Below are 23,564 nucleotides of genomic sequence, written 5' to 3'. Positions count from 1 at the left end.
TGGTAATGGAGATTAACCACATGTTTAAACCTTCCCGCTTATCACTGGCCGTGGCTGTCAGCCTTGCCCCGGGCGCCAGTTGGGCAGTCGGCGATGATCAGCCCCAGATGCTTGAACCCATGGAAATCATTGGCGATGCGTCCGCAGCCCAGACCTTGCCAGGGTCAGGCTACGTCGTTGGTGAGGCGCAGTTGAAAACCGAGGTTGAGACCGACATCAACCAGGTGCTGAAAACCGTCCCGGGCGTCTATGTGCGGGAAGAAGAAGGCCTGGGCCTGCGCCCCAATATCGGCATCCGCGGCGCCACGGCCGAGCGCAGCAGTAATATTACCCTGATGGAAGATGGCATTCTGATCGCACCGGCGCCCTACTCCAATCCGGCCGCCTATTATTTTCCGACACTGAAGCGCATGTCCTCGCTGGAAGTACTCAAGGGTGCCCCGCTGCTGCGCTATGGCCCGCAAACCACCGGTGGTGTCATCAACCTGATTTCCACACCCATTCCCGATCAGCGGCAGGGCTATGTTGAGACAGTCACCAACGACCGCGGCTCCACCGACGTTCATGTAACCTATGGTGACACGGCCGGCGACTGGGGCTACCTGCTTGAGACCGTCCAGCGCTCCGCGAAAGGCTTCAAGGAGATTGACCGCAGTAACCGCGATACCGGCTTTGATATCGAAGACTATGTCGGCAAGCTGCGCTGGCAGGGAGAGCGCCAGAGCGTGACCGCCAAGCTGCAATACTCCGAGGAAACCTCCAACTCCAGTTACCTCGGCCTGACCGATGCGGACTTCAGCCAGGATCCGAACCGGCGTTACGGGTTGTCCAGCATCGACCAGATGAACAATACCCACTCCGGTATCAGCCTGACCCATCAGTTCGACTGGAGTAATACCGTAAGCAGCACGGCCACCCTCTATCGCAACGACTTCAAGCGGAACTGGTTCAAGCTCAGCGGCGGCGGAAGCATCATCGACTCGGCAAACGGCGGCGACGCCAATGCCCAGGGTATTCTGGACGGCACAGTTGACGCCAGCGGCCTGGATTACAAAAACAACGCCAGGGACTACCTGTCCGAGGGCGTGCAGGTAAACTTTGATGTCGACATGGGCAGCCACCAGTTTGATTTCGGCGCCCGCTACCACGAAGATGAAATGGATCGTTTCCAGCCGGTCGATGTTTATGACCAGGTCAACGGCTCTCTGGTGTTCCAGAACACTGTCGCCCCCACGGGCAGCAATAATCGCTTTGAGACCGGCGAAGCCCTGAGCTTCTGGGCGCTCGACACCTGGCAGGCGACGGACAAGCTCAGCGTTAACCTCGCCCTGCGCTACGAGGATGTACAGACCAGCCGCACCCAATACGCGGATCCCGGCCGCACAACCGTCGACAGCACCCGCGCCAATGACAGTGCTGAACTCCTGCCCGGCGCTTCCTTTACCTATGACCTGTCCCAAAACTGGCAGGTTCTGGGTGGCGTGCACCGGGGTTTCTCCCCTCTCGGAGGTGGTGCCAAGGCAAACGAAGATCCGGAAACCAGCAAGAACTGGGAGGCCGGCCTCCGGTACTTTGGCAATGCGTTCTTCGCGGAAATGATCGGCTTCTACAGCGACTTCTCCAACAAGGCCGAAAACTGTTCCGTGGGCTCGCCGTGCAGCAATGGCGCCACCTCTGGCAGTTTTGTAACCGGCGAGGCTGAAATTTCCGGTGTTGAGTTCCAGCTCCAGACCGGCACCCGGGCAGGCGAGTTCTACCTTCCGGTCAGCCTTACCTACACCTTTACCCAGGCGGAAATCAGCAAGGACAATGCCGCTTCGGGCCTGAAAAAAGGCGAGCAGCTCAAGGACGTACCTGAAAACCAGATGAGCTTCCGGACAGGCATGGAACACCCGAGTGGCTGGGACAACTACCTTGTGGCCACCTACGTCGATGAGATGTGTGTCAGCGCGGGATGCAACAACACCGCCACGAAACTGGACGAGACCGAGTCCCTGTTCCTGGTCGATTTCATCAGCCGCTACGCACTGACCGCCAGTGCCGATGTCTTCCTGAAAGTGGACAACCTGTTCGATGAACAGCAAATTGTCTCACGTTTGCCCGATGGCGCCATGGCGAACCTGCCGCGCACCGCTTCACTGGGGTTAAGCGTTAATTTCTGACGAATGACCGGGTTGGCCTGGTTTCCGGGCGAACCCGCTGTGAATGGCCCACTGATGAGACCCGGCCCGTTGGCCGGGTCTTTTTTTATGCCGGGCAGGGGAAGCAATTCCCATTCTCCGGCCCGAGAGTAAGGTAGACTGCGGACACAAAGTTCCGACCACATCGCCCAAAGGAGTCCCTTCGATGCGCCGCCCGTCACCGGTATACCTGCTGATCATACTGGCCGCTTCCCTGCTGTTCAGTGCCTGCTCTCGTCAGGACATCTACCAGACCGCGATTGATTTTGAACGATCATCGGCGGGTCTGGAGGCGGCGAGCGTGGCAGTGGGCAACCTTGACATCGCCTATCTCAGGAACCAGGAAATGAGCGCAGGCGACACCATCGTCATGATCCATGGCTTCGGGGCCAACAAGGACAACTGGACCCGTCTGGCCGGCCACCTGACCGACGACTTCAATGTCTATGCGATCGATCTGCCGGGGCATGGTGACAGCAGCAAGCCCCTCGACATCGGCTACCGCCTGGAAGATCAGGCAGGCTACGTCGCAAAGATTCTGGAGGCACTGTCGGTCGAGGATGCCCACATCATGGGAAATTCCATGGGAGGTGCGATTACCGCACTCTATGCAGCCAACTATCCCGGCAAAGTGAAATCAGCGGTGCTGTTCGACCCCGCGGGCATTCTCGAGTATGAAAGCGAACTGGTGGATCTTGTGATGGAGGGGGACAACCCCCTGATCCCCAAAAAGCCCGGTGACTTCGAGCGGCTCATGGAGTTCGCTCTCGAGAAAGAGCCCTTTGTGCCCTGGCCGATCATGGGCGTGATGGAAGAGCGGGCCATCGCCAATCGAGACATCAACGAGGTCATTTTTGCGGCGATTCGTGATGCCGGTTTCGAGTCGGACTTCCGCAATGCCATCACCAGGATTCAGGCCCCGGTCCTGATCATCTGGGGCAAGGAAGACCGGGTGATCAACTACCGAAACGGCGAGGTGTTCGCAGCAGCAATCCCGAATGCCAGGCTGGAACTGATGGACGGTATCGGCCACGCACCGATGGTGGAGGCCCCGGCGGAATCCGCAGAACTGTTCCGGACCTTTATCGGGCAGCCGGTCGAGTGAGGCTCATTTGAGCAATAGTTTCCGCATTCCACCTTCAGCGACTACAAGGGCACCGCAAAACAGGGTAGCCTAACAACCATTGTGCTTTTGACGTCCGAACTGATATCCCATGCCTGAAGCGATCTGGATTACCTTTGCCTTCGGCCTTGGCCTGCTGGTCAAGCTTGTTGGCCTCCCCCCTCTTGTTGGCTACCTGGCTGCCGGCTTTGTGCTCAGTGGCATCGCCGAAGCCACCGGTGTGGTGATCGAGGAGACCGACGTTCTCCAGCACATTGCGCATCTTGGCGTACTCCTGTTGCTGTTTACCGTGGGGCTGAAGCTGAAGCTCCGATCCATCGTCAGTCCGGAAGTGATTGGCGGCAGCCTTCTGCACTTTGGCATCACCTGCGCGGTATTTACCCCCGGTGTCTACCTGTTGATGGACCTCGATTGGTCGACCGCGCTGATGCTGGCCATCGCCTTGTCATTCTCGAGCACGGTGCTGGCCGCCAAGGTTCTTGAATCCAAACGGGAACTGCGGGCGTTCCATGGCCGGGTCGCCATCGGCATCCTGATCATGCAGGATCTGATCGCCCTGGTTGTCATGAGCCTGGCCGCTGGTAAAACGCCCTCCGAATGGGCCCTGATTGTATTCGGACTTCCCCTGCTTCGCCCTCTGCTGTTCCGGTTGCTCGATGCCAGCGGCCACGACGAACTGCTGGTGCTCCTGGGACTGCTTCTGGCACTCGTTGTCGGCGGGCTTGGCTTTGAGGCCGTCGGCCTCAGCTCGGAGCTCGGCGCGCTGGTTTTCGGTGCCATGCTGGCCAATCACCCCCGGTCGCAGGAACTCTCCAAGTCGCTCTGGAGCGTCAAGGAAGTGTTCCTGGTGGGTTTCTTCCTACAGATTGGCATTGGCGGTCTGCCCGACGGGGATGCGCTCATTTTCGCAATCATTGCGGGGCTGGTGCTGCCACTGAAAGGCATCCTGTTCTTCTTCCTGCTGCTGGCCTTCCGTTTACGGGCCCGCAGCGGCTTCCTGAGCGCCCTGGCACTGACCAACTACAGCGAATTCGGCCTGATTGTGGCAAGCGTTGCCTTGCCGGAGTGGTTGGTCCCTCTGGCAATTTCGGTGTCGCTGTCGTTCCTGGTTTCTGCCCCGATCAACCGGTTTGCGCACGGCCTTTATGAACGTTACTCCCAGGATCTCAGCCGCTTTGAAGGCAGCAAACATCATCCCGATGAACAACCGATTTCCCTCGGGGATACCCGCGTCCTGATCATGGGCATGGGGCGGACAGGGACCGCAGCCTACGACTGGCTCTGCGAGGATCAGCCCAAACTGATGGGGCTGGATTCCGACCCTGCAAAAGCCAGTCAACACCAGAAAGAAGGCCGCAACGTGGTTTTTGCTGATGCCGAGGATGCGTCCTTCTGGAACGGGTTGCACATGCCTGCAGTGCAGTCGGTGATCCTGGCAATGGGTGACATAGAAGGCAAACTGATCGCCGCCCGAATGCTGCGCAAACTGGGTTTCAAGGGTTTTATCGTGGCCCACACCATGTATGAAGATGAGGCAAAACAGATCCGGGAAGCCGGGGCCGATGAAGCCTACCTGACCATGAGTGAAACCGGCGTGGCCCTTGCCAGTCATCTGATCGATAAAAAGCCCGCCAAACCATCCCTGGTTGTCGGCAAACCTGATTAACTGTATCGGCGATTACAGTCGACGTTCAGGGCTTTTCGAGCGCGCAGGTTCGAAAACCAGTGTATACGTCGTTCCGAAGCGGAAGATAGGCCTGCCGATAGGTACCCCGGATAAGGCAGGATGACGTTGCACAACTGCCCCCCTTGGTGACTTTGTGATCACCGAACTGCAGGGTGGACATGAAAGGGTACATATCCACTTTGAAACCGTCGTAGGGCAGGAACTGATCGCCGGTCCACTCCCAGACCGTGCCAGTCATCTGCCGGCAGCCGAACGGACTGTCACCCGCAGGAAAGTCGAACACCGGGCTCTGCGCCATGGCGCGCCCGTTGAGATCCGCCAGCTGTTCGGTCGGCGCCGAGTTGCCCCAGGGAAAGCGCCGGAAGGGCTCGCCCGGGCGATTGCCCAGAGCCGCGACTTCCCACTCGTATTCCGTCGGCAGCCGACGCCCCGCCCAACGGCACCAGGCCTCCGCCTCCCAGAATGTCACGTGAGTGACCGGTGCATCCGGATTGAGCGGCTGCCAGCGATCGAACACCCGCTCCTGCCACTGCTCATCATGCCAGCGCCAGTAAAGCGGGTGGCGGGGCGTCCGTATAAAAGGCTCGTCACTGCCGTGAACCAGGGCAACATCGGTTTCGGTCTGAAGCCATTTCCGCCCGCCAAAAGACCAGAGCTCTGGCCGCCGGTAGCCACCGTCTTCCACAAACTGCATAAACTCCCGGTTGCTGACCAGGCATTTTGAAATCGCGAACGATTCCAGCTTCACGGTAAACCATGGCTTTTCATTGTCGAAGGCAAAATCGTCACTGGCGTACTGCCCGGACTCACCCGGCATCCCGATCAGCCACTCTCCTGCCGGAACACAGGCGTCTCCCTGATGCGAGTCACCTGGCGCCGGTCGGTAAAAATCAGTACCCGGCGGAGCCGGGTAGCCGACGGTCTGACGGCACCAGATCATAGACTCGATGTGCATGTTCTGGTGGTAGATTGCGTAGCGGTAGAGGTAACGGGCCTGGTCGGTTAACGGTTGCTTCTCGATCCGCTCGGCCACTCGATCATAGATGAGATTGAAGTAGTCGAGGGTTTTCTGCCGCCCCGGAAACAACTCGCGGTTCCATCGATCCCGGTGTTCGATGTGGAACGAATCCCACAGGTCGTCCATGGCAGGATCATGGCTCGGTGTGCCATCCAGCAGGTTGAAGACGAAGACTTCGTAAAAGAAGGCCGCATGCCCCATTTCCCAGAGCGGTGGATTGACGCCCGGATGGTAGGGAACGTCCAGCGCGGTCTCGGGAAGAGAACACACGAGGGTCTCGGTTCGCTTCCTTGTCCATTCAAGCTGCTCCAGCAATTCCGACTTTGCCAGATCGATTTGCTCAATCACTGCCATCGTGCCAGTCACCCATCAAAACAGATGAGTAACAGCATAACAGAGAGTACAGACACCGGTTAAACGGCGTCACGCCCAGACCGCCAGAATGACTGGCACAGCTACCACGGTTACGAGGAGAGACAGCGGCAGCCCCAGCCGCCAGTAGTCCCCAAAGCGATAACCTCCGGGCTCCATAACCAGAGCATTGGATTGATGCCCTACCGGGGTCAGAAAAGCGCAGGAGGCGCCAACCGCCACCGCCATCAACATGGCATCGGCGGCAATGCCAAGCTGCCCGGAAAGACTCAAGGCAATCGGCGCAACCAGGATGGCCTCTGCCGCGTTGTTCACAACGTTCGACAGCAGCATTGTGCCCGTAAGGATAATGGTAACAACCACCCAGGCATCGCCTCCGGAGCCCAGCATCAGCATCCAGGACGCGATCAATTCTGCCCCACCGGTAGTCTCGAGGGCCTGCCCCACAGGAATCATGGCGGCCAGCAGAACGATAACGGGCCAGTCAATCGCCCGGTAGGCTTCCTGGTTGCTGAGAACCTTGCTGAGAACCATGACCACAGCGCAGGCGACCAGAGCGACCGGGGGAGATAACCAGCCAACCACAATCAACGCAATGGCGGCGATAAAAAGGCCGCCAGCCAGAAGGGAGTTGCGCTCCCTGCCAAACCGGAGACCCCGCTCGGCCAGGGGCAGGCAGCCGAGCCCCTGAAGCGTGACACTCAAGGTTTCCTCCTCGCCCTGGACCAGAAGGATGTCGCCAGCCTGAAAACGAATATCACCCAGACGTCGCTGCAACCGCTGACCCTGACGCGCAATCGCAACGATGTTGAGACCGTTCTGCTCGCGAAGATTGAGCCTGTTGGCGGTTTTTCCGATCAGCCCCGATTCCGGCGTGATGACCGCTTCGATCAAACGCACGTCGCCCTCAGACAGGGACTTTTCGCCCGGCTTTCCCGACTCTGGTTCTTCCTGATCGGACGCTTCTGAAGAGGCTTCCTCCACTCTCGCCAACTCGAGCCCGGTGCTGTCCAGAAAGTCCTGCAAGGCATCGGTATCCGCTTCCACCAGGAGCAGATCATCGCCGCGCAGGACGGAGAACGTAGAGGGAGCCAGCGACCGCTTGTCATCCCGGATAAGCGCCAGAACCACGACGTCCTTCTCGGCATCGGCGCGCGTCAGAAGCCCATGAAGGGTTGCCCCAACGTGGGAGGAATCCTCCGGCACCCGAAGCTCGGTAACATAGTCGCCCACACTGAACAGCTTGCCACCGTCGTCGGGCTTACCCCGCCGCGGCGTCAGCCGCCACCCGACCAGCGTGATAAAGCCAATGCCTGCCAACGTAATGGCAAGGCCCACCGGTGCGAAGTCAAACATGCCGAACGAACCAGCTTCCCGATAACTGGCAATGATGATGTTCGGAGGCGTGCCAATCAGTGTCATGGTTCCCCCGAGCAGGGAACCAAATGCCAGGGGCATCAGCAGCAGCGAGGGCGACCGCCCGGCTTCCCTGGACATCCAGACCGCCACCGGCATCAACAGTGCGAGTGCACCAACGTTGTTGATAAACCCCGAGCAAAGGGCCACCACTGAAGTCAGCATCAGCACCTGCAGCGTCGGCCTGTGCCCGACCTTTCCAAGCAGCCTGGCCAGGCGGTCAACCACACCGCCGTTGACCAGCCCCTGGCTGATAACCAGAACCGCCGCCACCGTGACAACCGCAGGATGGCCAAAGCCGTCGAACAGTTGATCCACAGGCACGATCCCGGCAATCGAGACAGCAAGAAGCGCGATCAGGGCGACCAGATCGAACCGGATTCGGTTCCAGACGAACAGCACCAGGGCGATACCCAGTATCGAAAAAACAATGGCCTGATCCGTGTTCAACACCTTCCCTCCGGTTGGCACCGAGCTTGTTTCTCTTCAGGTTACAGTATCGAACACATCACGAGCGATACACCAAATATCCTCGCCTCAACGAAAAAACCCCGCCGAGGCGGGGTTTTTGTGGCTTCCGGATTACTCCGGAAGAGACAACTGAACTGTTCTATTAACCGAACTGGTTCATGGTGTTGTCTTTACCACCGGCCTTCAGGGCCGCTTCACCAGCGAAGAATTCCTTGTGGTCGTCACCGATGTTGGAACCAGCCATGTCCTGGTGCTTAACGGTAGCGATACCCTGACGGATTTCCTTGCGCTGTACACCAGCCACGTAGGCCAGCATGCCTTCGTCACCGAAGTAACCCTTGGCCAGGTTGTCGGTAGACAGGGCCGCGGTGTGGTAAGTCGGCAGCGTGATCAGGTGGTGGAAGATACCCGCTTCGCGTGAACCGTCACGCTGGAAGTTACGGCACCACTCGTCAGCCAGCTGACCCAGCTCGGTGTTGTCGTACTCTTCGCTCATCAGCTTGGCGCGGTCGTAGGCAGAAACGTCCTTGCCTTCTTCCTTCCATGCGTCGAATACCTGCTGACGGAAGTTCAGAGTCCAGTTGAAGGACGGGCTGTTGTTGTAAACCAGCTTGGCGTCGGGAACCACTTCCTTGATGCGGTTAACCATGGCTGCAATCTGGCCAACGTGCGGCTTCTCGGTTTCGATCCACAGCAGGTCAGCACCGTTCTGCAGGCTGGTGATGCAATCCAGAACCACACGGTCTTCGCCAGTGCCCGGCTTGAACTGGAACAGGCCAGACGCCAGACGCTTCGGACGAACCAGCTGACCGTTCTGCTTGATCACAACGTCGCCGTTGTTGATGTCTTCTGCTTTCTCGATCACTTCACCGTCGATGAAGCTGTTGTACTGGTCGCCCAGATCGCCCGGCTCGTTGGTCACGGCGATTTTCTGAGTCAGGCCAGCGCCCAGGGAGTCAGTACGGGCAACGATAACACCGTCGTCCACTCCCAGCTCCAGGAACGCCAGACGAACGGCGTTGATCTTGGACAGGAAGTCGGCGTGGGGAACAGTTACCTTGCCGTCCTGGTGACCACACTGCTTCTCGTCAGAGACCTGGTTCTCGATCTGGATGCAGCAGGCACCGGCTTCGATCATCTGCTTGGCCAGCAGGTAGGTCGCTTCGGCGTTACCAAAACCAGCATCGATGTCGGCAATGATCGGCACAACGTGAGTTTCGTGGTTGTCGATCTGCTTGATCAGTTCTTCAGCCTTGGCGTTGTCGCCAGCTTTCTCAGCTTCTTCCAGGGCACGGAACAGGTGGTTCAGTTCCCAGGCATCTGCCTGACGCAGGAAGGTGTACAGCTCTTCGATCAGGCCGGATACGGCAGTCTTCTCGTGCATGGACTGGTCAGGCAGCGGGCCGAACTCGGAACGCAGGGCAGCAACCATCCAGCCAGACAGGTACAGGTAGCGACGCTTGGTGGTGCCGAAGTGCTTCTTGATGGACAGCATCTTCTGCTGACCGATAAAGCCGTGCCAGCAGCCCAGGGACTGGGTGTACTGGGCGGTGTCCTGATCGTAGTTCGCCATGTCTTCGCGCATGATCCTGGCGGTGTACTTCGCGATATCCAGACCAGTCTTGAACTTGTTCTGGGCGCGCATGCGAGCGGCGTGCTTCGGGTTGATAGCATTCCAGGTCGGGTGCTGCTTCAACAGGGAAGCAATCTGGTCAACGTCTTGTGCGTAGGGCATTGTCTCAATCCTTTCTACGTTGGTTTTCTAAGTCGATGCGGAGAAGCGTACAGCAACTTCCGAAGCCAACAACCTGCTCACTTTTTGAGCGAAGCGCTGACATTGATGGTTACTTTAGTGGTTTCAAATTTATAATTGAAATTTATATAATCTATTTTCGGCATTTTTTTGGTGAATGAAGAACAGGATCGGCTTTTGAGATGGATCAACGCTGAAACAGTAGCTATTGTTATTGTGAACAATGATCATTTCCCATCAGAACCCATCAGGCGTGAACAGTGTTCTATATGCGAGCTTTCAGTCATTCCCTTCTGCACGCCCTGAAGAACCTGTTTCCAATCATCGCTGTCGTGGCCTTCTTTCAGCTCGTCATTCTCCAGCAAGTGCCGGAGAACACATTGGCGATGGCCATTGGCTTACTGATCGTGGCCGTGGGGGTTGCCCTGTTCCTCCAGGGCCTTGAGCTGAGCATCTTCCCGGTTGGCAAAAGCCTGTCCAATCAGTTTGCCCGCAGGGGCTCTGTGCCGGTTCTGCTCTCGTTCGGCTTTGCAATGGGCTTTTCTGCGGTGGTGGCAGAGCCGGCACTGATTGCCGTGGCCCAGCAGGCGGAGGAAATCAGCGAGGGCAAGATAAAGGCCCTGACGCTCAGGATACTGGTGGCCGTTTCCGTTGGCCTCGTCGTTGCCCTGGGCGTGTTCCGGACCATCTTCGGTTACCCGCTGCACTGGTTCATGATCATCGGCTATATCGTGGTTGTCATCATCACTGGGTTTGCGCCGCCGGAGATTGTCGGACTCGCCTACGATTCCGGCGGTGTGACCACCAATATCGTCACCGTTCCCCTGATTGCAGCCCTGGGCATTGGTCTTGCTGCCTCCATCCGCGGGCGTAATCCGCTAATGGACGGGTTCGGACTGGTCGCGCTTGCAGTCATGGTGCCCATGATCACCGTTCAGCTGTACGGGATTGTTGTCTATTCCGGGGAAACCGCGGATCCGTCCGTTTTGCCGGCTCTGGTTGCCAATGCAAATGTGGAGGACGCCCCGCTTGTGCTCGCGATGTTGCTGGACCTGGCTGAAATGGTCCGTGATGTGCTCCCGATCATTATCACCATCCTGTTCTTCCAGTACCTGGTCCTGCGCCGGGGGCTGACCAATCCCCGCAGGATTCTGTCCGGATTTGCACTGGTTGTCCTGGGGCTCTATGCCTTCGTTGTCGGCCTGAAACTGGGCCTGTTTCCCATTGGCACCAGCATGGCCGAGCAGTTGATGAGCATGGAGGGTTTCGCCTTCGTCTACCTCTTTGCGTTCATGATCGGTTTTGCCACCACCATGGCCGAACCTGCGCTGATCGCTATCGGGCACCAGGCAGAACAGGCGGCGGCCGGAACCATCAATGGCAACGCCATCAGGATCATCGTGGCGGTCGGGGTGGCCGTGGGCATAACCCTCGGAGTACACCGGATTATCAGTGGCGATTCGATACACCAGTACATCATCGGCGGCTATATTCTGGTCATCTTTCTGACCGCGCTGGCACCCAGGTACATCATTCCCCTGGCCTACGATCTCGGTGGCGTCACCACCTCCGAGGTCACCGTGCCCCTGGTGACCGCACTGGGCATTGGCCTGGCTAGCAACATAGAGGGCCGTAACGTACTGATCGACGGTTTTGGCCTGATTGCCTTCGCGTCGATCTTTCCGATTGTCACGGTGATGGGCTATGCCATCATTGTTGAAATGCTTGCTAAGCAGAGGAAAACAGAGCCATGAAATTTTCCGTACTGGTTGCCATTGTTCCCGAGGATCGGGAGCAGGACTGTGTGGATGCGGCAAGAGACCTGGGCGCCGGGGGCATAACGGTGCTGTCGGGCCGGGGCATCAGTAACGCCGCCCGGAAGACCTTCTTCGGGCTGACCTACGACGGCAGCCAGAGCGTTTTGCTGATGGTACTGGAGAAGGGCCTTTCACTTGATATTCTGAAAGCCATCCAGAAAATTCTCATGCCCGACCACACCGATTCACAGGGACTTGTGTTCACCCTGCCCCTGGAACACCTGGGAGGGATCGATATGTCACAGGTCGAGAAATTCGAACAACACCTGAAATGTTCACTGTATCCGGAGAACAACGATGAAACTGGTTAAAGATGTGATGGTCCGGGACATTATCACCATTACTCCGTTTGCCACCATCCGTGAGGCGCTCTCTCTGATGAAGAGGCACTCGGTGAAATCACTGGTGGTGGAGAAACAGAGCGAGCACGATGCCTGGGGCCTGATCACCTATACCAACGTGCTAAAAACCGTGATCGCCGAGGACGGCGACATCGACCTTCTGAACGTTTATGACGCCTGCGCCAAGCCGGTGATCAGCGTCGGTGAGAACCTGAATGTCCGGCATGCGGCCAGTCTGATGAGCAAATACCGGGTAAAGCGCCTTCTGGTGCTGGCCGACAATGACCTCAAAGGCTTTGTGGTCATGGACGACATTATGGCGGCCCTGCTCGACAGCATCGACTAGCAGGCGCATTGCAAATCCTTGGCCGCCTCGTACCCGAATGGCATCAGCCCTCCCGGTGAACAGGTTACAAAGCCACAACTGACAACTCGTCGGCACTAGGACACACTGCCTTCTCGTTGTATGGGCTCATTCGTGGTCACCTCAATCGAATCAAGTGAGCGTCGATGGGCGTCGATAGTAACCGACTGACAATCAGAGCATGGACAAGACGCAGTGGATTGCTCGCCGCCACTGCTTTTTGTGCTGCCGCCCTAGCCTTCTCCAGTTCACTTCCCCAGGCTTCACCGCGCCCCGTTTTCGCCTCCATTGATTTCGCCGAAACCCACGCGCAATGGAATCAATATGGTTTCCAGGCTGATAAAGCCATCCTTGAACGATGGCAATCCCTGCTACAGCGGGTAAGCTCCCTGGATACCGCCGAGAAACTGAAACAGGTGAATGCTTTTGTTCACAAAGCGCTGGCCTACCAGTTGGATCAATCGCTTTGGGGTCGTGAGGACTACTGGGCAACGCCTCTCGAAACACTGGCCAGAGGCCGGGGCGATTGCGAGGATTATGTAATCATCCAGTATGTAAGCCTGCTCAACGCCGGTATCAGCGATGACAAACTCAGGTTGATCTATGTTCGGGCCCGGATAGGAGGGTCCACCAGCCCGGTCACCCGGCCGCATATGGTTCTGGGGTATTACCCGGAAGCCGGGGCCGAACCGATCCTGCTGGACAGCCTGATCGAGGACATTCTGCCAGCCAGCGAACGAACCGATCTGACCCCCGTATTCAGCTTCAACAGCAGCGAACTCTGGGCCGGGGGAACCGGCGCCTCTGCCGGCAGCGCCACCGCCCGGTTATCGCCGTGGCGAGACGTATTGAACCGAATGAAACGTGAAGGAGTGAGTCTGAATGTCTCTCGTTAAACAGCTCTGGCTGCTAATCAGCTTTCTGATTGTCACTGCCTTTGCCTCCAGCCTGGCTGGCAGTCTGCTGTCCGCTCAGGCTTACTATCAGGAACAACTGACGATCAAGAACATTGATAACACCAACTCTCTGGCGATCACGCTGTCCCATACGGAAAAAGAGCCGGCCCTGCTGCGTTCGTTTCTGGAAGCCCAGTTCGCCACCGGTCACTATCAGAGAATCCGGCTTGCCATGCCCGATGGCAAGTCTGTTGAACTGACTGGCCAGGTTGAAAGCAGCGCGGCGCCGGACTGGTTCCAGTCGCTCTTTCCGCTAGACGTTCCTGCCGGCCGCGCAACCCTCACCGATGGCTGGGTGAATTACGGTAGCCTGACGCTTGAAAGCGACACCACCCATGCCCAGAACTCGTTATGGACAACCACCCGGCGACTGTTCACCTGGCTGCTGATTGTCGCCGTGCTGGCAGGGCTGGGAGGAAGCTGGCTGGTGCGCCGTATAACCCGGCCTCTGAAAGGCGTGGTAGATCAGGCCGAAGCCATCGGAGACAAGCGTTTTGTGGAATTGAAAGAACCTGCCACCGAAGAGTTCCGCCGTGTGGCGAAAGCTATGAACACACTTTCCGGTCGGGTAAAAGACATGCTCGAGCGGGAATCGCAAGCTCTGGCGAACATGCGAGAGAAGGCCTTGAACGACCCGGTTACAGGTGTCGCCAACCGCGAGTTCTTTATCAGCCGGCTGGACGGACTCATCTGTGACTACGACCAGGACACACGGCACACGCTGATTCTGGCAAGAATAGCGAACCTGACTGACCTTAACGCTGAGCATGGCCACGAAACGGTTGACGAGGCTCTTCGAGCGTTCTGCCTACGACTTTCTGACGCCCTGATCAACAGCGAACTGCATTTCACGAACCTGTTCATGGGCAGGCTCAACGGCTCGGACTTCGGCGTCATTCTGACGGAGTTTGATGAGACCACCGCGCTCGGGACTCCTCTTACCGCTTCCGTTCCCGGACTGTTTGACGAGAACGGTGAGTCGGAACTGAGCTGGTCGGCCAGTGTATTCAAAGCCGGTGTCACACGCTCAGAGATTCTGATGAAGGCAGACCATCTGCTGGCTCAGGCGGAACAGACCCAGGAACATCTGGCCGTGGACACAGGCTCAGACGTTCACATTCCATTCCAGAGCACTCAAGAGTGGCGCGAGGCAATCAGCCACTCGATCAGCAACCATGACGTCGACGCGGTACTGCACCCACTGGTTCGGCCGGACGGCACGGTTATTCACCTTGAGGCAAAGGTACGACTGAAGCTTGACAACGAATGGCGTACCGCAGGCTATTTCCTGCCCTGGAGTCGACGCCTGTCTCTGATGCCTCTGGTGGATTCAGCCATGCTGAAACACCTGACGACATCTCCGGAAACACTGGGCGAAACACCGGTGATTGTGCACGTCGCAACCCAGAGCCTGAACAGTGAACAGGCGCGGCGCCAGCTTTTGGCCAGCATGCCGGCTGCCGGGCAGCTCCCCGGGGAATTCCACTTCGAGCTGCCAGAGTCGGTTCTTCAACTGGACGATCAATCGTTGCGATCGTTCATCGAGGACCTTCGACCCTATGGCTGCCAGGTGGGCATCAGCGGTGTCGGGCAGCACCTGGAAAATCTGCCAAAACTTCGGGAACTGGGGCTCAGATACCTGAAAACCGATCCCGCTTACGCGCAGCGGTTAGGGTCTGATCATGGTACCCGTCACTATATGCAGCGACTGACCGGCATGGCCCACGCCATTGGCCTGCCAATCTACCTGGCGGGGGCAAGCACCCCTGACATTGTTCGGGCGGCGTGGGAACTGGGATTCGATGGCGCCACGGGGCCCGGCGTGAAAGCGGGCGACTAATCGAAGTCGAAGAGATCGTCACCGCGATGGTCGATCAGATTCAGATCGTCGTCATTCCCGCGCATGGATTTGCGCTCCATGAGCTTTTTCTGAGCTTCCGGCGGCAGGTCGGTAAAGCGAATGATACCCTTGGAGGACAGCAGGTCCACCAGATCTTCAATGACCCGGATCAGCGACGAATCCGACTCCCGGAAGCGCCGGTTTCGGTTGGGATCGGTTTTCTCTGCCAGAAACACCTGGAGCTCCGGATCCGTCTGGTCGACTTTTTCAAAGCCGTCGAGATAGTCCTCACTGACCGCCACAATCCGCTGTTCGTTGCGTTTAACGTACATTCTCCCCTCCACCGGCGGGACGCTGCCCGGTGACCAGCAGCATCAGCTGCATTCGGTCTTTGACACCCAGCTTACGAAACACCGACCCCATGTGTTCCTTAACGGTTCGCTCTGTTATGCCCAGGGATTCGGCAATCAACCGATTGCTGTCACCTTTGGCTGCGTAGCGAGCCACTTGCTGCTCCCGACCCGTTAGCATTGAAAGATCGGCTTCTGTGCGCTGGCGCCCGCTCTGCTCCAGTGCGCCGGAAACCAGACGCAGCAATGAACCCAGCAGGTCCTCGGGAAACCACAACCCCCCGGAACTCACCACCTCCGCCGCCTGCCGGACAACCTGTGTATTTGCCAGGGCCGGCAGATAGGCCCGCGCACCGCAGGCCAGAGCACGGTTCATTTCCGACGGGTCGGGAAGTCGGGTCAGGATCAGAACGCGGCTGCCAGCATCTGACCAGCGCTGACTTGTGGCCTGCCAGTCTGCGACGTCCGTGCTCAGCCACAGCAAAGCACCGTGTTGCGGAGCGGTCACGCATTCTGAGGCTTCACGTGGATGCGCCTCGGGGAGCACCCGATGCCAGTGATCGAGAGGCGCAAAACGGCGGTCGTACAAAAGCAACGACAAAGACATGATCAGCGCTCACTCATAGCTTGGGAGGTGGCCCGGACAACAGGCTTCAACAGATAATTCAATACCGTTTTCTCACCAGTGAGAATGTCCACCTGAGCGGTCATACCCGGAATAATCGACAGTTTTTCCGAGAACCCCTCGGATTCCGTGCGCAAGCGGATCAGATAAAACGTGTTATCCTTCTCGTCAGTAATGGTGTCAGCACTGATGTGCTCCACTGTCGCCTCAAGGCCGCCGAAGACCGCAAAATCGTAAGCGCTGAATTTCACGATGGCCTTCTGCCCCCTGCGAATAAAGGCAATGTCTCTCGGCGAGATCTTCGCCTCAACCAGCAGCTCATCGTTCAGTGGCACAATTTCAACCACGTCCTGCCCGGGCGCGACAACGCCGCCTTCGGTTTTGGCAAACAGCCGCTGCACGGTGCCATCCACAGGCGAGACAATCTGTGTTTTGCTGACCCGGTCATCTAGGCCCCCCATCGCATCCCGGATAGCGGCCAGTTCGCTGATGGATTCTGATAACTGCTGACGCCATTTGTTGGTCATCATCAGTCCGGCTTCGCGGATTTTCGACCGGGCCTCGGTAATCGCCGAACGGGCACGCGATATGGCGGCATTGGCCTGATTCACCTCACCCCGGGCGTTGCTGATTTCCCGCTCAAGCTTGATCAGGTCCACTTCCGACACCGCGCCGGAAGCCACAAGCGGTCGCTTCAGCTCCAGCTCCCGAGAAGCGAGGTCGAGAACCTCCTGATACTGTGTGCGCGCCGATTCTGCTTCCCGCAGATCAGCCTGGCGCTGTTCCAGCTGTTGCTGGTAGATCAACCGCTGTTCCTGCAACTCCTGACGGCTGTTCTCGAACAGCGAGCGCTGGACCTCCAGCAGTTCCGGGGCGGTTTCCGAAAACTCCGAAGGAAACTGGATATCGGTGCCATCCACCAGTGCCCGCAAACGCACAATGTCGGCTTTCAACGCCAGTTCTCGGGACTTCTGCTCGGCCAGGTCCGAGGCGAACCTCGTCGATTCAACGCTAACCAGCAAGTCGCCCTTGCTTACCAGATCACCTTCCTGCACGGCGACCTCTTCCACAACGCCACCATCCAGGGTCTGTATTACCTGCAACTGGCTGGACGGAATCACCTTGCCTTCACCCCTGGCCACCTCGTCGATGGGGGCCAGCGCGGCCCAGACCAGCAAGGCCACAAAAGCAAAAAACACCATCCAGAGAAGGCTGCGGGCGCGTATCGGCTCCTGCTGAACCCTCGCCCACTCGCTGTCGACTTCCCAACCCTCGGTGTCCGGTATTCTTAACCAGCGTCCGAATACCCGATCAAACAGCCCTTCCGATTTTCGCCCCACCCGGTCGCTGCCACGACCAATGCCATGGAAGCTTTTCTCGGCCAGGGTGCGCTGCTGATTGCTCTGGTCGCTCATGACGCCCCCCGGATCTTGCCCTGGCGCAGCGCTTCAATAACGGTGTCCTTGGCGCCATCGGCCACGACCCGCCCACCATCGAGTACGACAATGCGATTGGCAAGCTCCAGCAGGGACGTACGATGGGTTACCATGACCACGGTCTTCCCCTGCGCGGCCCTGGCGAGATTGCGCTTGAAATGCTCCTCACTGGAATGGTCCAGTGAGCCACTGGGCTCATCCAGCAACAGAATTGGAGGGTCATCCACCATGGCTCTGGCAATCGCCACCGCCTGGCGCTGACCGCCAGACAAGCGCTGGCCGCCCTCGCCCACCTGCAGATCAAACCCCTCAGGGTGAGCATCGACAAACGCCTTTAGCCCACTGATCTCTGTCACCCGCAACAGCTCTTCGTGGGACACCGGTCGGGAGAGTGTAATGTTTTCCTGCAGGCTGCCGTAGAACAGCTCCACGGCCTGGGGCACGTAGCCGATGTTGCGACGCAACTCGGCCGGATCCAGCTGGCGCAGATCAACGTTATCGAGGCTGATGCTGCCCGAATCGGGGTGGTACAGGCCCAGCAACAGGCGCTGGAGCGTGCTCTTACCCGACCCGTTCTTGCCCAGGATCGCCACACGCTCCCCCGCTTTCAGATTGAGAGAGACTCCGGTCAGGGCCCGATGCCCGGCCTCAGGATACTGGAATTCAACGCCACTGAACTCGATGTTGCCTTTAAGCACAGGGCGTGAGACCCAGCTTTTGCCCGCGGGTCGCTCCTGCGGAGTTTCCATGATCTCATCCAGCGCCCTTAACGCAGTGGATGCCTGGTGGTACTGAGCCAGCAAGCCGGCTGCCTGACTGACCGGCGCCATGGCCCGGGATGACAACAGATAGGCCGCAATCAGGCCGCCTTGGGTCAATTCACCTTCGATGATGAGGTAAACCCCGAGAATAATGATGGCAACGGACACCAGGTGCTGGCACCACTGGGCCCCGTTCTGGATGGTGGAAGCAATGAATTTCAGCCGGGCACTGACGTTACTGATATAAAGCGAGGTGCGCTCATAGGAACGCTGGATCCGGCTTTCGACGCCAAAGCTTTTTACCGATTCCAGATTGGCCAGACCTTCGACCAGGGTGGCGTTTCGCTGGGAGCCGGCGACCATGCTCTCCTCCGAGAGCGCCCTCAGGCGTCGCTGCGCAATAGAGGCGTAAATCACCAGGCCGATCGCACCCACAATCACCGGCACACCCAGAGGCCAGTTGATCAGCATGATCACGCCAAGAAAAAGCAACACAAACGGCAGGTCCACAAGCCCCACGACGGTCATTGAACTGACAAACGAGCGAACGGATTCGAAGGACTGCACGTTGGCGGCGAACGACCCCGCAGACTGTGGCCGGTGGCTCAGGCTGAGGCCGAGTACCCGTTCCATAATGGAAGACGAAAGTTTGGCATCGGCCCGACTGGCGGCCAGATCAATAAACCAACCGCGCATCAGTCGCAACACCAGATCTGCAGACAGCGCAATGATCAGCCCCACGGCCAGAACCCAGAGTGTGTGAGTGGCGTTGTTGGGGACCACGCGATCATAGACGTTCATGACAAACAGGGGCATGGCCACTGCAAACAGATTGATCATCAACGCGGCAATGCAGATATCACGGTACAGCCGGCGGTTCTCTGCGATGACGCCCCAGAACCAGTGGCCTCTCGGTGCTGAACGGTTTTTGTGTGAACGCTGGTCCAGCCGGAACTTCGGGCGGCAGTAAAGGACGTTTCCGGTGTATTCGTCTGCCAGATCGTCCAGCGGGATGTGCGCCTCCGATTCCGGCAACTCAGGATGAACCAGTGATGCGGTCCCCTGTTCAGCATCAATGCCGTCGACAACACAGGCCCGGTCACCTTTGAGTAGCAAAACTGCCGGGAACAGGGCGCCATTGAGGCTGGTCAGTGGCTGGCGTTCGATCTGGCTGGTAAAGCCCAGACGGGCAGCGGCCCGGCCAAAGCTCGAGGGCGTGAGGCGCCCCTCGTCAAGGGGCAACCCAAAGGTGATACTTTCAGCGGATGCCGGCTGACCGTGGAACTTGCAGATGATCTGCAAGCAGGTCAATAGATGATCGGTGTGGTTTGCCTTTTCAGTCTGTTCCACCCTGTGTCCTATCTATCGAGACGTCAATTGGTCTCGGCGTTTGTGTCCGGGGCACGGACGATTATATCAGCGCGACGGTTAGCACCCAGCGCATCCTCTGACTGAATGGAAAAGCGAGGCTGGTAATAGCCCTGGCCAGAGGCGGTCATCTGTGAGCGCGCAACGCCATAATCCGAAACCAGCCTGTCTACAACGGCCTCAGCCCGGCGCACAGACAGCGACTGATTGTAGCCGGGCGCCCCCACCTTCGAGGCATGACCGACAACGGCCAGCTTTGCTTCGGGATTATTGGCCAGCAAGCGACCGATTTCCTCAATAAAATCATCGCTTACAGAGGCAATAGTGGCAGAGTCGTTGGCAAATTCAATAACGCCGGTCCGGATCACTTTCAGTTCAGCCGAAATGGCGCAGCCGTTAAGATCGACCTGAACACCAGCCGGCGTGTCCGGGCACCGGTCTTTGTAGTTGCGCACGCCATCACCGTCGTTGTCCAGCAACAGCTTGACGGAGCTGTCTACGGGCGTCGGAGGACACGCGCTGGCGGTGACTGTCAGCGGTTCCGCACCAAGCTCTTCGAGAGTGGGCAGACCAGTGCGTACCAATCCCAGGGAGGTCACCAGGTGCCCCATACCGGCCTGTACCCGAGCCACCGCCAGACGACTGTCATAAAGCGCGTTCACATAGGCTCGGCTGGCGTCGAAGTACTCGTTTTCTGCGTCCAGCAGATCCAGCAGGGTGCGCTCGCCAATATCGAACTGATCTTTGTACGCGGTACGGACACGGGCGGATGACAGGCGATGATTGTTCAACACCGGAATCTGGGTTTCCAGGTTGCGCACATCGTTAAAGGCAATCTGAATCTGCTGTCGCAGGTCTACACACGACTTGTCCCGCAAGTCCTTGGCAACGTTTACCTGATTGTAGGCGCTGCGAACTCTGGCTCTGTCGGAGCCACCACGGTAAAGGTTCATGCTCAGCTCAATGCCAACCCGGCCGTCTGTCTCTGAATTATCGAAACCCACGTCATCGAATGAACGATGACCATAGCTGGCCACCAGATCCAGACGCGGATGATACCCGGACCGGTTTTCACGAACGTTGGCTTGGGCCGCCTCGATCTCCCGATGGGCTGCACGGAATCCCGGGTTGGCTTCGTAGGCGATGGACAGGGTTTCAGCCACTGTCTCTGGAACGAGGGCGGCAGTCAGCTGTACTTCATCCATCTCCCCCGGCGGCAGTTCACCGACAATGCGCAGGTACCGGGCTTTCACATCGTGCAGATTACTGGCAACCGTCACCAGATTGGATTCCGCCAGTGACAGGCGTCCACTGATCTGCTCCAGGTCCGCCGCCCGAGCTACACCGGCCTCGGCACTGCTACTGACCTGCTCGTAAACGTCCTGGTGGGTTTCCAGGTTCTGACGGGCCAACTCCAGCAACTCCCGCTGGCGTGCCACATCAAGATAGGCGCGAAGCACTTCAAGCGATGTGTCTTCGATGCTCGACAGCAACTCGAAATAGGCTGCCAGCTTCTGCTCTTCAAAGCGCGCAACAGAACTGCTGGTCTGGAAGCCATCGTAGAGCATCTGGGTCAGGGTGATTTCGCCGTTGTAACCATCGTACTCGTCGACCGGCCCATAGTTGCGATGTTCCAGACCGTAGCGGGCTCGCGCGTCAATAGAAGGCAGGTAACCGCCGAAAGCGGCGTCCCGCTCATCCTCTGCGGACAGGAATTGGTGCCAACTGGCACGCACTTCGGGATTAGTCTCAATGGCGGTCTGAACAGCAGAGGTTACACCCGCGCCAACATAGGACTGGTGTTGTGCTTCACGCGACACAGGCGCTTCAACGTTTTCGTCAGCGGCAGCCTGGACCGGGGACGTTGCCCACAGGCAGGTGGCAACGCCCAACATGCTCAGCCCGCAGCTGAACCGATTTGACCTATAAGCCCTGAACAAGATTCCAACCTCCACTTCCCATACGGTGTAATCAACAAGGCGCCAACACAGCGCGATTTTTCAACAGCCACCAAGTACGCACACCAGTCACAAAAAGTTGCAAATAAACACATTGCTGCCGCAATCTTATACAAATCGTCGAAAAATCCTACTATTTGACAATATTTAATGTTTGTTTACGTTTTTTAACGTGAAACCGTCCCAACCTGTACTGCAGTCCAGTGTGCACCTGCTGCTCGCCACTATAACTTGTCCCTTCATTATCCAAGACAAGCTCTGTCCGGTTTCACACCGAACGTGCTTTTCCGATTACAGGCTGCCAGAGAGAGGCCCCTAATGAGCGTCACCATCGCGATTGTTCTGAACACCACTGGAAAAGTCTGGGCGGTAGCTCCAGATGGAAGCCGACGCCTGCTGGAAGCTGGCGATGCCCTGCGCGCCGGCGATACTCTGGTGACCGAAGATAACGCGCGGGCCCTGCTCGACTTCGGATACAACAACACCGTCACTGTTGATGGTGGCGTGAGCATTGTCGCTACCGCTGAAATGGCACCCGAGTTCAATCCAGCAGTAGCTGAGTCCAGCGTGTCACAGGACGGTGTGGCTGAGGCTCTGGCCTCTATCGAAGAGGCGCTGGGCAGCGCCATTGAAGATGCCGAAGCACCCGCAGCAGGTCTGGACGGGGGCAGCTCCGGGGGCAGCAGTTCCGTGCGCCTGGCACGCATTGTTGAAGACATAACTCCGGCTGAGCAAAGCCCCAGTTTTGGTTCAGTAGAGCCCGGTCGCCAGCCCGTTGTTAACGAAGGTGCATCAGAGGGCAATGAAACGACCCTGCCTCAGCCTGGCACCATTGCAATCGACAGCGTCTCGCAGGGTTCAGGCGTTACGCCCAACATCACCGCCACCGGTTCAGTCACTAACCTGGTGCAGGGCTCCTCTGTTCAGATCACCCTGACCGATCAGGATGGAAACACCCTGATCCAGACGGTTGTGCCGGGAGTGGACGGCCAGTTCACTGCGGTATTCTCGAATTTCACGGGCATTGTTGACGGCCCGATTTCTATTCAGGTAACCGCTACCGGCGCCGACGGCGTTTCCGTTGCCGATTCTGCCGACAGTACTCTGGATGCCATCTCTGGCGCGCTGGACATCGCCGTTGACAGCATTGACAACGTTGCCCAGACAGTGGCGCTATCGGGTACTGTCGCAGACGTGGCTCCGGGTGAAACCATTTCCATCTCAATCACCGATATTGAGGGCAATGTGGTAAACACCACCGCCACCGTTGGCGCCGACGGCTCCTATTCCGTGTCCGATGTGGATGTCTCTGGCCTGGCCGATGGCACGCTGACCGTCAATGCTTCCGCGACGGACCGCAATGGCAACTCCGTGTCTGACTCCGACACCGCCACCCTGGATGCAACGGCTGGCGGCCTGACCCTCGCCATCGATGACGTCGACAACGCCGCCCAAACCGTGGATCTGTCTGGCACCACGGCGGACGTGGCACCCGGTGAGACGGTCGCCATCAGCATCACGGACATCGATGGCACGGAGGTGACGACCACCGCAACCGTCGCTAACGACGGCTCCTATTCCGTTGCCGATGTGGATGTCTCTGGCCTGGTGGATGGCACCCTGACCATCAACGCCTCAGCGACCGACCGGAACAGCAATTCCGTCTCCGATTCCGAAACCGGAACCCTGGACGCCACCGCAGGCAATCTCACTTCGGCGATCGACGAG

The 23,564-nt window shown here is 58.2% G+C and carries 17 protein-coding genes; 9 read left to right on the top strand and 8 right to left on the bottom strand.

The features are described 5' to 3' along the window. Window positions 1–20: 20 nt before the first annotated feature. The 3 genes from KYE_RS04710 to KYE_RS04700 all read left to right on the top strand — a co-directional run bounded on the left by KYE_RS04710 (window position 21) and on the right by KYE_RS04700 (window position 4,969). Complete coding sequence (locus KYE_RS04710) at window positions 21–2,162, top strand: TonB-dependent receptor family protein (protein WP_008170930.1); 2,142 nt, start codon at window positions 21–23, stop codon at window positions 2,160–2,162. 184 nt (window positions 2,163–2,346) lie between these two features. Next, window positions 2,347–3,285, top strand: a complete 939-nt coding sequence (locus KYE_RS04705; protein ID WP_008170928.1) for an alpha/beta fold hydrolase — start codon at window positions 2,347–2,349, stop codon at window positions 3,283–3,285. A 109-nt stretch (window positions 3,286–3,394) separates the two neighbouring features. Further along, entirely contained in the window at window positions 3,395–4,969 is a 1,575-nt protein-coding gene (locus KYE_RS04700) for a cation:proton antiporter family protein (RefSeq protein WP_008170927.1), read from the top strand. 25 nt (window positions 4,970–4,994) lie between these two features. On the opposite strand, the gene senA is transcribed toward KYE_RS04700, so the two are convergent. From senA to KYE_RS04685, 3 genes are all read right to left on the bottom strand, one after another. Further along, on the bottom strand, window positions 4,995–6,362 hold the full coding sequence (gene senA / locus KYE_RS04695) for a selenoneine synthase SenA (protein WP_008170926.1): 1,368 nt from the start codon (window positions 6,360–6,362) through the stop codon (window positions 4,995–4,997). A 69-nt stretch (window positions 6,363–6,431) separates the two neighbouring features. After that, window positions 6,432–8,246, bottom strand: coding sequence for an SLC13 family permease (locus tag KYE_RS04690; RefSeq protein WP_008170925.1), 1,815 nt, complete (start codon window positions 8,244–8,246; stop codon window positions 6,432–6,434). 163 nt (window positions 8,247–8,409) lie between these two features. Then, window positions 8,410–10,002, bottom strand: coding sequence for an isocitrate lyase (locus KYE_RS04685; RefSeq protein ID WP_008170924.1), 1,593 nt, complete (start codon window positions 10,000–10,002; stop codon window positions 8,410–8,412). A gap of 287 nt (window positions 10,003–10,289) precedes the next feature. Here KYE_RS04685 and KYE_RS04680 point away from each other — a divergent pair, with 287 nt between their 5' ends. The 5 genes from KYE_RS04680 to KYE_RS04660 all read left to right on the top strand — a co-directional run bounded on the left by KYE_RS04680 (window position 10,290) and on the right by KYE_RS04660 (window position 15,338). Continuing rightward, window positions 10,290–11,774: a DUF1538 domain-containing protein gene (locus KYE_RS04680; RefSeq protein ID WP_008170923.1), complete on the top strand. Its 1,485-nt coding sequence runs from the start codon at window positions 10,290–10,292 to the stop codon at window positions 11,772–11,774. Continuing rightward, entirely contained in the window at window positions 11,771–12,148 is a 378-nt protein-coding gene (locus KYE_RS04675; RefSeq protein WP_008170920.1) for a hypothetical protein, read from the top strand. The genes KYE_RS04680 and KYE_RS04675 overlap by 4 nt, the downstream gene beginning before the upstream one ends. Next, window positions 12,135–12,524 (top strand): CBS domain-containing protein, encoded by a 390-nt coding sequence (locus tag KYE_RS04670; protein ID WP_008170919.1) that lies wholly within the window; start codon window positions 12,135–12,137, stop codon window positions 12,522–12,524. The genes KYE_RS04675 and KYE_RS04670 overlap by 14 nt, the downstream gene beginning before the upstream one ends. 164 nt (window positions 12,525–12,688) lie before the next feature. Next, window positions 12,689–13,438, top strand: a complete 750-nt coding sequence (locus KYE_RS04665) for a transglutaminase-like cysteine peptidase (protein WP_100169450.1) — start codon at window positions 12,689–12,691, stop codon at window positions 13,436–13,438. Then, window positions 13,425–15,338, top strand: a complete 1,914-nt coding sequence (locus KYE_RS04660) for an EAL domain-containing protein (protein ID WP_008170917.1) — start codon at window positions 13,425–13,427, stop codon at window positions 15,336–15,338. The genes KYE_RS04665 and KYE_RS04660 overlap by 14 nt, the downstream gene beginning before the upstream one ends. Here the strand turns inward: KYE_RS04660 and KYE_RS04655 are convergent. From KYE_RS04655 to KYE_RS04635, 5 genes are read right to left on the bottom strand one after another with little or no spacing between them, the layout of a single operon-like run. After that, window positions 15,335–15,670, bottom strand: coding sequence for a hypothetical protein (locus KYE_RS04655; protein WP_008170916.1), 336 nt, complete (start codon window positions 15,668–15,670; stop codon window positions 15,335–15,337). The two genes, KYE_RS04660 and KYE_RS04655, sit on opposite strands and share 4 nt — an antisense overlap. Next, entirely contained in the window at window positions 15,660–16,295 is a 636-nt protein-coding gene (locus KYE_RS04650) for a response regulator transcription factor (RefSeq protein WP_008170915.1), read from the bottom strand. The genes KYE_RS04655 and KYE_RS04650 overlap by 11 nt, the downstream gene beginning before the upstream one ends. A 2-nt stretch (window positions 16,296–16,297) precedes the next feature. Next, window positions 16,298–17,728 carry an HlyD family type I secretion periplasmic adaptor subunit gene (locus KYE_RS04645; protein WP_008170913.1) on the bottom strand — a complete coding sequence of 477 codons (1,431 nt, stop codon included), beginning with the start codon at window positions 17,726–17,728 and terminating at the stop codon, window positions 16,298–16,300. Beyond that, window positions 17,725–19,860: a type I secretion system permease/ATPase gene (locus KYE_RS04640; protein ID WP_008170912.1), complete on the bottom strand. Its 2,136-nt coding sequence runs from the start codon at window positions 19,858–19,860 to the stop codon at window positions 17,725–17,727. The genes KYE_RS04645 and KYE_RS04640 overlap by 4 nt, the downstream gene beginning before the upstream one ends. A 23-nt stretch (window positions 19,861–19,883) precedes the next feature. Further along, window positions 19,884–21,773 (bottom strand): TolC family outer membrane protein, encoded by a 1,890-nt coding sequence (locus KYE_RS04635; protein ID WP_008170911.1) that lies wholly within the window; start codon window positions 21,771–21,773, stop codon window positions 19,884–19,886. 381 nt (window positions 21,774–22,154) lie between these two features. Here KYE_RS04635 and KYE_RS04630 point away from each other — a divergent pair. Further along, window positions 22,155–23,564, top strand: a 1,410-nt coding sequence (locus KYE_RS04630) for a retention module-containing protein (protein ID WP_008170910.1), incomplete at its 3' end; no start/stop codon positions are given.

This window comes from Marinobacter manganoxydans MnI7-9, from assembly GCF_000235625.1.
Taxonomy (GTDB): domain Bacteria; phylum Pseudomonadota; class Gammaproteobacteria; order Pseudomonadales; family Oleiphilaceae; genus Marinobacter; species Marinobacter manganoxydans.
This window is presented reverse-complemented; position numbering and strand designations above follow the sequence as displayed.

Bases quoted from the DNA above. Each gene is read 5' to 3' on its own strand.
- KYE_RS04710 (WP_008170930.1), top strand. From the start codon at position 21: ATGTTTAAACCTTCCCGCTTATCACTGGCCGTGGCTGTCAGCCTTGCC.
- KYE_RS04705 (WP_008170928.1), top strand. From the start codon at position 2,347: ATGCGCCGCCCGTCACCGGTATACCTGCTGATCATACTGGCCGCTTCC.
- KYE_RS04700 (WP_008170927.1), top strand. From the start codon at position 3,395: ATGCCTGAAGCGATCTGGATTACCTTTGCCTTCGGCCTTGGCCTGCTG.
- senA (WP_008170926.1), bottom strand. From the start codon at position 6,362: ATGGCAGTGATTGAGCAAATCGATCTGGCAAAGTCGGAATTGCTGGAG.
- KYE_RS04685 (WP_008170924.1), bottom strand. From the start codon at position 10,002: ATGCCCTACGCACAAGACGTTGACCAGATTGCTTCCCTGTTGAAGCAG.
- KYE_RS04680 (WP_008170923.1), top strand. From the start codon at position 10,290: ATGCGAGCTTTCAGTCATTCCCTTCTGCACGCCCTGAAGAACCTGTTT.
- KYE_RS04675 (WP_008170920.1), top strand. From the start codon at position 11,771: ATGAAATTTTCCGTACTGGTTGCCATTGTTCCCGAGGATCGGGAGCAG.
- KYE_RS04670 (WP_008170919.1), top strand. From the start codon at position 12,135: ATGAAACTGGTTAAAGATGTGATGGTCCGGGACATTATCACCATTACT.
- KYE_RS04665 (WP_100169450.1), top strand. From the start codon at position 12,689: ATGGGCGTCGATAGTAACCGACTGACAATCAGAGCATGGACAAGACGC.
- KYE_RS04660 (WP_008170917.1), top strand. From the start codon at position 13,425: ATGTCTCTCGTTAAACAGCTCTGGCTGCTAATCAGCTTTCTGATTGTC.
- KYE_RS04655 (WP_008170916.1), bottom strand. From the start codon at position 15,670: ATGTACGTTAAACGCAACGAACAGCGGATTGTGGCGGTCAGTGAGGAC.
- KYE_RS04650 (WP_008170915.1), bottom strand. From the start codon at position 16,295: ATGTCTTTGTCGTTGCTTTTGTACGACCGCCGTTTTGCGCCTCTCGAT.
- KYE_RS04645 (WP_008170913.1), bottom strand. From the start codon at position 17,728: ATGAGCGACCAGAGCAATCAGCAGCGCACCCTGGCCGAGAAAAGCTTC.
- KYE_RS04635 (WP_008170911.1), bottom strand. From the start codon at position 21,773: ATGTTGGGCGTTGCCACCTGCCTGTGGGCAACGTCCCCGGTCCAGGCT.